This window comes from Propioniciclava sp., from assembly GCF_036744435.1.
Taxonomy (GTDB): Bacteria; Actinomycetota; Actinomycetes; order Propionibacteriales; family Propionibacteriaceae; genus Propioniciclava.
In genome coordinates this window covers 1-7388 of the sequence record NZ_DAIOIA010000139.1, presented here as the reverse complement: position 1 = coordinate 7388, position 7388 = coordinate 1, and the positions used below count along the sequence as shown (strand labels likewise).

General features: G+C 69.4%; 6 protein-coding genes and 1 pseudogene. 5 read left to right on the top strand and 2 right to left on the bottom strand.

The window, feature by feature from the left end:
- The 5 genes and pseudogenes from V7E09_RS13555 to V7E09_RS13535 all read left to right on the top strand — a co-directional run.
- A pseudogene (locus V7E09_RS13555) lies at positions 1-434 on the top strand (magnesium chelatase); the annotation flags it as partial.
- Complete coding sequence (cobO, locus tag V7E09_RS13550; RefSeq protein ID WP_324523544.1) at positions 434-1048, top strand: cob(I)yrinic acid a,c-diamide adenosyltransferase; 615 nt, start codon at positions 434-436, stop codon at positions 1046-1048. The pseudogene V7E09_RS13555 and the gene cobO, both read left to right, overlap by 1 nt.
- A gap of 161 nt (positions 1049-1209) precedes the next feature.
- Positions 1210-1692 (top strand): YbjN domain-containing protein, encoded by a 483-nt coding sequence (locus tag V7E09_RS13545; protein WP_324512272.1) that lies wholly within the window; start codon positions 1210-1212, stop codon positions 1690-1692.
- Positions 1689-3560, top strand: a complete 1872-nt coding sequence (locus V7E09_RS13540; protein WP_324512273.1) for an HSP90 family protein — start codon at positions 1689-1691, stop codon at positions 3558-3560. Before V7E09_RS13545 ends, V7E09_RS13540 begins: the two co-directional genes overlap by 4 nt.
- Complete coding sequence (locus V7E09_RS13535; RefSeq protein WP_324512274.1) at positions 3557-5527, top strand: hypothetical protein; 1971 nt, start codon at positions 3557-3559, stop codon at positions 5525-5527. The genes V7E09_RS13540 and V7E09_RS13535 overlap by 4 nt, the downstream gene beginning before the upstream one ends.
- A 266-nt stretch (positions 5528-5793) precedes the next feature.
- Here the strand turns inward: V7E09_RS13535 and V7E09_RS13530 are convergent, their stop codons facing one another.
- Both V7E09_RS13530 and V7E09_RS13525 read right to left on the bottom strand, forming a co-directional pair.
- Positions 5794-6012 carry a hypothetical protein gene (locus tag V7E09_RS13530; protein WP_324512275.1) on the bottom strand — a complete coding sequence of 73 codons (219 nt, stop codon included), beginning with the start codon at positions 6010-6012 and terminating at the stop codon, positions 5794-5796.
- Positions 6013-6046: 34 nt separating this feature from the next.
- Positions 6047-7120 (bottom strand): LacI family DNA-binding transcriptional regulator, encoded by a 1074-nt coding sequence (locus V7E09_RS13525; protein ID WP_324512276.1) that lies wholly within the window; start codon positions 7118-7120, stop codon positions 6047-6049.
- Positions 7121-7388: the final 268 nt, after the last annotated feature.

The following is a 7388-nucleotide window of genomic DNA, read 5'->3' as shown; positions in this document are numbered from 1 at the left end:
CCGACGTCGCGTTGCCACCGACCGGGTCCATCGACATCGCCGCCGCTCGCCTGGAGGAATTGCCCGCCGGGGGCCGAACGCCGCTGGCCGAGGGCCTCGAACTGGCCGCGAAGGTGATCCTGCGCGAACGCGTCCGGGATCCGCGCACCCGCCCGCTGCTGGTCGTCGTCACCGACGGCCGCGCCAATGCGGGTGCGGACGCGGTGGCACGGGCCGAGCGGGCAGCGTCCGGCATCGCCCGGCTGGGCGTCAGCACCGTCGTCATCGACAGTGAGTCGGGTCCGCTGCGGCTCGGCCTGGCGCGACGGCTCGCGTCCGTGCTGGGCGCCGAACACGTGGCCGTGGACGCCGTGAGCGCTCAGGCCCTGACCGGGGCCGTGGACGCCTGGCGCGAACGCCCCACCCTTCCTGCCGCCGAGAACGGAGCCGCCTGATGCCCCAAGGACAACCCCTGAGCGTTCCCGATGACGGGCTCACCACCAAACAGCGACGTAACCGCCCCCTGCTGGCCGTCCATACCGGCGACGGCAAGGGGAAATCGACCGCCGCCTTCGGGTTGGGGCTGCGCGGCTGGAACCAGGGCTGGAACATCGGGGTCTTCCAGTTCGTGAAGTCGGCCAAGTGGCGCATCGGCGAGCAGACCGTCTTCGAGCGCCTGGGACGCCTCCACGAGGAGACCGGCGAGGGGGGTCCCGTCGAGTGGCACAAGATGGGGTCCGGCTGGTCGTGGACGCGCAAGCAGGGCGACGGTTCTGACCACGCCGCCGATGCCGCCCAGGGCTGGGCGGAGGTCAAGCGACGCCTGGCCGCCCAAACCCATGATCTGCTGATCCTCGACGAGTTCACCTACCTCATGGAGTGGGGCTGGGTGGACGTCGACGACGTGGTGGAGACCCTGACGCAGCGTCCCGGCTTCCAGCACGTCGTCATCACCGGACGCCGGGCGCACCCGGCGCTGGTCGAGGCCGCCGATCTGGTCACCGAGATGACCAAGATCAAGCATCCGATGGACGCCGGCCAGAAGGGGCAGCGCGGCATCGAGTGGTGAGGCGAGTGGCGCGTTCGTCGGGCGGGCCGCGCTGAGGGTGGTCGGGGCTTCGTCCTGTCGGCGGCCTTCCCTAGACTGGCGCGAAGCCACACCCGCCGCCCGGACGGCGTGACCCAGGAGGGCTCACTCGACCGGGATCAACCGACGAAGGACGTGCCACCATGGGGTTTTTCAGCAAGCCGGACGACGCGCCGCACACAACGAACACGCCGCTGACCAAGGAGCGCATCGCAGCGTTCCTGACGCGGCAGGAGTGGTACTTCTCCGAGGATTCCGACGGCGACCTGGGCGGGGCGTGGGACGACAACGTCTTCTACTTCTTCGTCCTGGGTTCCAACGACGAAGTGCTGCAGGTGCGCGGGCGTTGGAAGCACACCCTGCCGCTCGAGCGCCAGGCAGACTTCCTCCTGTTCGCCGACGACTTCCATCGCTCCCGCCCGTGGCCCAAGGCCTACACGGCGGAGGAGGGCGGCGAACTCGCGATCTACACCGAGGTGTCCTTCGATCTCGAGTACGGGGTCGCCGATGACCAACTCGGCCAGTTCATCGCGTCCGGGCTCTTCACGGGCCTGCGCTTCTTCGAGGCGTTGGGCGAGCACCTGGGCATCGTGGACGAGCCAGGTGATCAGGGCGAGGGCGAGTGAGCGGAGAGTCCTTCCAGGTTGATCTGCGCGGCGTCGTCGATCTGCTGGCCCGGCACCTGTACTCCAGCCCGCGCGTCTATCTGCGCGAACTGCTGCAAAACGGGGTTGACGCGATCACGGCACGCCGCGCCCTGGCTGAGGGTGCGCCCGAGCGCATCGACCTGCGTCCCCTCCCCGGTGGCGGGCTGGAGGTCTGCGACACCGGCATCGGGCTGACCGCCGCCGACGCCCGTGAGTTGCTCGCCACGATCGGCCGTTCGTCCAAGCGTGACGCCGATCTGGGCGGGGGGCGCGAAGAGTTCCTGGGACAGTTCGGCATCGGCCTGCTGTCCGCGTTCATGGTCGCCGATGAGATCGACCTCGTGTCCCGGTGCGCACGCCCGGGCCCCGAGGGGCAGCGTTCGCCCGCGATCCGGTGGCGCGGGTTCACCGATGGGCGCTACGAGCTGACGGAGTTGGCCGACGACGACCCGGCGATCGCCGTGCTCGAAGGCGCGCCGGGCAGCGCTGTCCGCCTGGTTCCTCGGCGCGATGCCGAGCATTGGCTCGCTCCCGACATGGTGGCCGCGCTGGCGGAGGACTTCGGCGGCCTGCTGCCTGTCGACGTTGCGCTGGAGGTGCGCCTCGACGACGGCTCGCTCGCCCGTCGCCGCCTCAGCGGGGACGAACTGCCCTGGCGTGTCGCCTACCCGAACGATGCCGCACGCACCGTTGCGTTGGCGTCCTACAGCGAGCGGGCGCTGGGGTTCACGCCGCTGGCTTCGATTGACGTGGAGATTCCGATCGCTGGGCTGACGGGTGTCGCCTTCGTCCTTCCTGCGGCGGTGGCACCCACCTCGGTGGCCCATCATCGGGTGTATCTCAAACGGATGCTGCTGTCCTCGGGGGTCACCCAGGTGCTCCCGCCGTGGGCTTTCTTCGTGCGCTGCGTCCTGGACGCCTCGGGGCTGCGGCCCACTGCGTCGCGTGAGGGTCTCTACGAGGACGACCTGTTGCTGGCGGCGCGTGAGGCGCTGGGGGAACGCGTCCGGGCGTGGGTGCTCGACACGCTCACCGCGGGTGGTCCGGTGGCGCGCCGGTTCGTCGAGGTGCACCACCTGGCGTTGCGGGCGCTGGCGTTGGTGGACGATGAGGTGCTCGACCTCGCGGTCACGACCTTGCCGTTCGAGTCGACGGTGGGGGCGGGCACGCTTCGCGAGTTGGCTGAGCGCGCAGGGGACGCCCGGCTGCTGTTCACCCGCTCCCTGGAGGAGTATCGCCGGATCGCTGCCGTGGCCGCCCACAAGGGCATCGTGGTCGTCAACGGGGGTTACGTCTATGACGCCGACCTCCTCGAACGCGCCGCCGCCCGGCACCGCGAACTGGGGCTGGCCGCCGCGGTCGCCGACGACATCGCGCGGACCCTCGACGAACTGGAGCCGGTGCGCGAACTGGAGATCCTGGACGCCGTCGTCGCGTTGCGGGCCACGCTCGCCGATCAGGACTGCGACATCCTGGTCCGCCGCTACGACCCGCCCGAGTTGTCCGCCGTCCTCATCGACGACCGTGACGGTGAGCATGCCCGCGCCGCGCACGCAGAGGCAGCCACCTCCGACGACGTGTGGGGTGAGATCCTCACCGGGCTCACCGAGCCCGCGCGTCCGCGTCGGCTCATCCTCAACGATGCGTCCGCCACCGTTCGGGCGCTGCTGGCTACCCGTGACGGTGACGTCCGGGACGCCGCGACCCGCTCGCTGTATGTGACGACCGTGCTCGCCTCGGGGTTGCCGTTGCAGACGGCCGAGGTCACGCTCATGAACGAGTCCCTGTCGCTGCTCATGGAGCGTGCGCTCGGGGGCGACTCCACTTCCACGAAGGACGACCGATGACTCGCTCCGTTGCCGAAGCCAACATCGCCATCAGCCGGATCCGTGAGATGCCCTATGGGATCGCGCGCAGTACCGCGTCGGCTGCCGAACTTGACCGGATTACCGCCGAAGGCCCCCCGGAGGCGCGCGCTTACGCCTTGTTCACCACGGTGGAGGGGTATGCGTGGGGCGGCGAGGTCGACAAGGCGTTCCTGCCCTTCACGCAGATGCTGCGCTGGTGGGACGCCCACCCGGAGTACTTCGACGAGCAGGATCAGCATTCGCTGTTTTGGTCGTTCAAGTGGATGGTCGCGCATTTGATGGAGTTCCCCGCGATCACGGCCGCACAGATCGACACCACGCTCACGGACATGCAGCGCCGCTACGCGCTGGCGGGCAACGGGATGAACGCCGTCGCCCTGAGCCGGTTCGGCTGGGCCCAGATGCGTGGCGCAGCCGACACCGAGGATCTTTTCGTGGAGTGGTCCTCGACCCCACGCGACGACTTCTCCCAATGTGAGGCGTGCGATCCCGGCGACCGGGCGGCCCACCTGTATCGCACCGGTCGCTATGAGGAGTGCATCCGGCTCGTCGAGCAGGTGTTGCCGCAAAGCCCCGAATGCGCCACGGAGCCGGGCGACATGCTGTCGTACCTGCAACTCGCCTCCCTGCATGTGGGGGACGCGGTGGGGGCGGCTCGCGCCCACCGCCTAGCGCGCCAGCATCTGCCCCAGGACGTGACGGCAGCCCCGATCCGTGGTCGTCATCTGGAGTTTCTTGCTCGTTCCGGGAACCCGAGTCGTGCTCTGGCGAAGCTGGTGGAGGATCAGCGTTTCCTTCTTGAGGGCGACACCCCGCATGTCCGGTGGACGTATCTGCGTTCGGTGGGCGCGGCCACGGGCTTACTGGCGGCCGACCATGCCGCAACGCCCATCGAACTGCACGGCGTCCCGGCGGCGACGGTGGCCGAGTTGGATCGGTGGGTGCGCGGTGAGGCGCTCACCTTGGCTGCCGCCTTTGACGCGCGCAACCAGACCTCAGCGCTCACGGACGCCACCTGGGCCGTGTGGAATGACGCGACGTTCCTTCCTGTGGATCTGTCCGTCTTCGGTGAGCACCTCGCTCCGGTCGCGAGCGCGGCTCCCGCGCCACGTGCCGAGGATCCTGCCCAGCCCTCACGACCCCAGGCGTCCTCCCCGGACGCCTTCCCGGCGGGGGCGGACGCCGACGCTGCGCAGGGCCAGCCTGGTCCCGACGACCCGGCGGAACTCCTCGCCTGGGCGGAATCACAGGCGGGTGCGGACCGGGTAGCGGCGGCGCGCGCCTATGTGGCTGCGGCGAACGCCTACCGGGCTGTGGGCCGTCTGCAGGCGGCAGGGTTCGCCCATGCGGAGGCGGCGATGCTCGCCTCCGCCGAAGGTGACGACGAGGGCGCGCGCGCCCAGTTCGCGTCGGCGGCTTCGCTGTTGCGCGGTGCCGCGACACCAGCGCGATTCTTTGCGCCCGTGGTGCGGGCGTGGGCTCGCCGGGCCGAGGTGACGCAGCTTCCTGAGATCGACCGCCTGGCGGAATCCCTGATCGGCGAACTCATTGAGGAGGAGCTTCCCGACGGACTCTCCGACGACATCGTCGAGCGTGAGCGGGCCGCCCGTGCCGTGCAGGCGCGTCGACTCGCCGACACCCGCGTTCGTATCGCCGCGACTCTGGGTGATCCCACCGCCCCCGAGCGCGCCGAAACCATCGCGGAAGAGTTCGCCCGCGCGGGGGAGTACGCGGATGCCGCCTACGCGTTCTGGCTGCTGGGAATGCTGCGCACCGACGACGTCGATGCGGTCTACGCGCTGGAGTCCGCGACCGAAGCCTTCACGCTCGCCCACCTGCAGGAGCCTCGCCGCGAGGTCGGCGGCGAACTGGTCGCGGTGTTGAAGCGGCTCGGCCGCGCCGACGAGGCGGAGAAGTGGGCCGTCGAACTGAGCGGCAACGCGTAGCCACTGGCTGCTCTGCTTCGGCTGATCCTCCACAGTGGTGGTCGCCCGCGGGATCGACATGGCACCCTCAGCCTTGTTCCGCTACATCTCCGGACGCGACGAGTTGCTGACGTGGCTCATCGTTGACGCCTGAGGCGCAGTCTCCCCTGGCTGGCGACCGTCGGGGTGGCGCTTATTGCGAGTGCATTGCCCGCGCGTCGCGCCGGACGAGCCACGCCCATCCAGGCCCTGGCTGATCTCGGCTGATCGAGCCACGCGGCCCGTCCTCAGGAGGCCAGGGATACGTCGGTGACGCGTCGCTCCAGGTGGGACGCCCAGCGCAGTTCTGCGGACGCGAGACGCCGCAGGCCTGCGGCGAGCGTGCGGGCGGTGCGTCCCGTGGTAGGTGCGGCCTGGACGCTGCGGCACGGGAGGGCGCGGGCGGGAACGTCATGGGTGGACGACATCTCCTGCAGGGTGGAGCCGATGGACAGGTACATGGACATGGGTGTCCCTTTCTGCGGGTCGGTGAAGGGTGGTCTAGAGCAGGGGTGCGGTGCTGGCGCGCACCATCAGGCGGTGCGGCAGCATGATTTGACGGTTGGGTCGGCGCGGGTCGAGGACGAGGCGGGCAGCCTCGCGGCCCTTCTCCGCGATGGGTTGTCGAATCGTGGTGAGCCCCGCTGGGGCGGCTTCTCCGATGTCGTCGAACCCGGCGACCGAGACGTCACGGCCCGGCTGTAACCCCCGCTGTGCGAGGGCGTCGAGGAATCCCAGGGCGAGAATGTCGCTCATGCCCACGACGGCGGTGGGTCGGTCGTGGCGATCCAGGACGACATCCCCGGCGTTGCGGCCAGAATCGCGGGAGTTGGGGCCGGTCAAGACGATGCGCACGTCCGCGTCGCCGAGCCCTTCCAGCATGCCGAACAGGCGTGAGCGTGAGTCGAGCGCCCACGGGGGCAGGTCGTCCTGGTCGGCGAGTTGCCCCGGATGCCACTCGACGTGGTCGGTGTCGCTGAGCCGTGGGATCTCGGCGAGCACCGTGACGCGGCGGTGGCCGAGGCGGTACAGGTGGGCGCCGAGGTCGCGTCCGGCTGCGCGATCGTCGATGGCGACGAACGTGTCGTTGTGGAGATCCTCGCTGAGCGTGCAGTACACCGTCGGAAGGCCGAGTTCGCGGGCCTTGATGACGGCTGGTTTGTCGCCGCACAACCCGACGAGGCCGTCGACGGCGGCATCCTGCACGGCGGCGAGCGAGGCGGGGTCCGAGGCGGGGACCGACAGCAAGGTGATGCTGGCGCCGTGAGCGGACATCACCTCGGAGAACCCGCGCAACCACAGCACGGTGAATGGGTCGGAGAAGGCGTAGGACAGGTCCTCGTCGAAGACCACGGCATAGGTGTTGGTGCGCCCGGTGCGCAACTGGCGTGCGACGGCGTCGGGGCCTGAGTAGCCCATCTTCTTGGCGCGCTGAAGGACGCGGACGCGGAGGTCTTCGGAGAGCTGATCGGGGCGGTTGAACGCGTTGGAGACGGTCATGACGGAGACGCCCATCACCGCTGCCACGTCCTTTTGCGTCACCCGGCCCATGCCGATCACCCCCTCGACATCCATGGTGGACTTTATCGTTACAGTGATCAACCGGCCTCTGCTCTGTAGCGCTAAAGAACCCATTCCTGCGAACCTTGCAGCACCCGATAGGAGGAGGCACTGATGCCACGGACTAGCCAAGCGGTGATCGCCCGCAGCGTGAACGCGCCTGTGGAGGTAGTGACGATCACCGTCCCCGACCCCGGTCCCGGGGAGGCCGTCGTGAAGGTCCAAGCGTGCGGCGTGTGCCACACCGACCTGCACTACAAACTCGGCGGGATCGGGAACGACT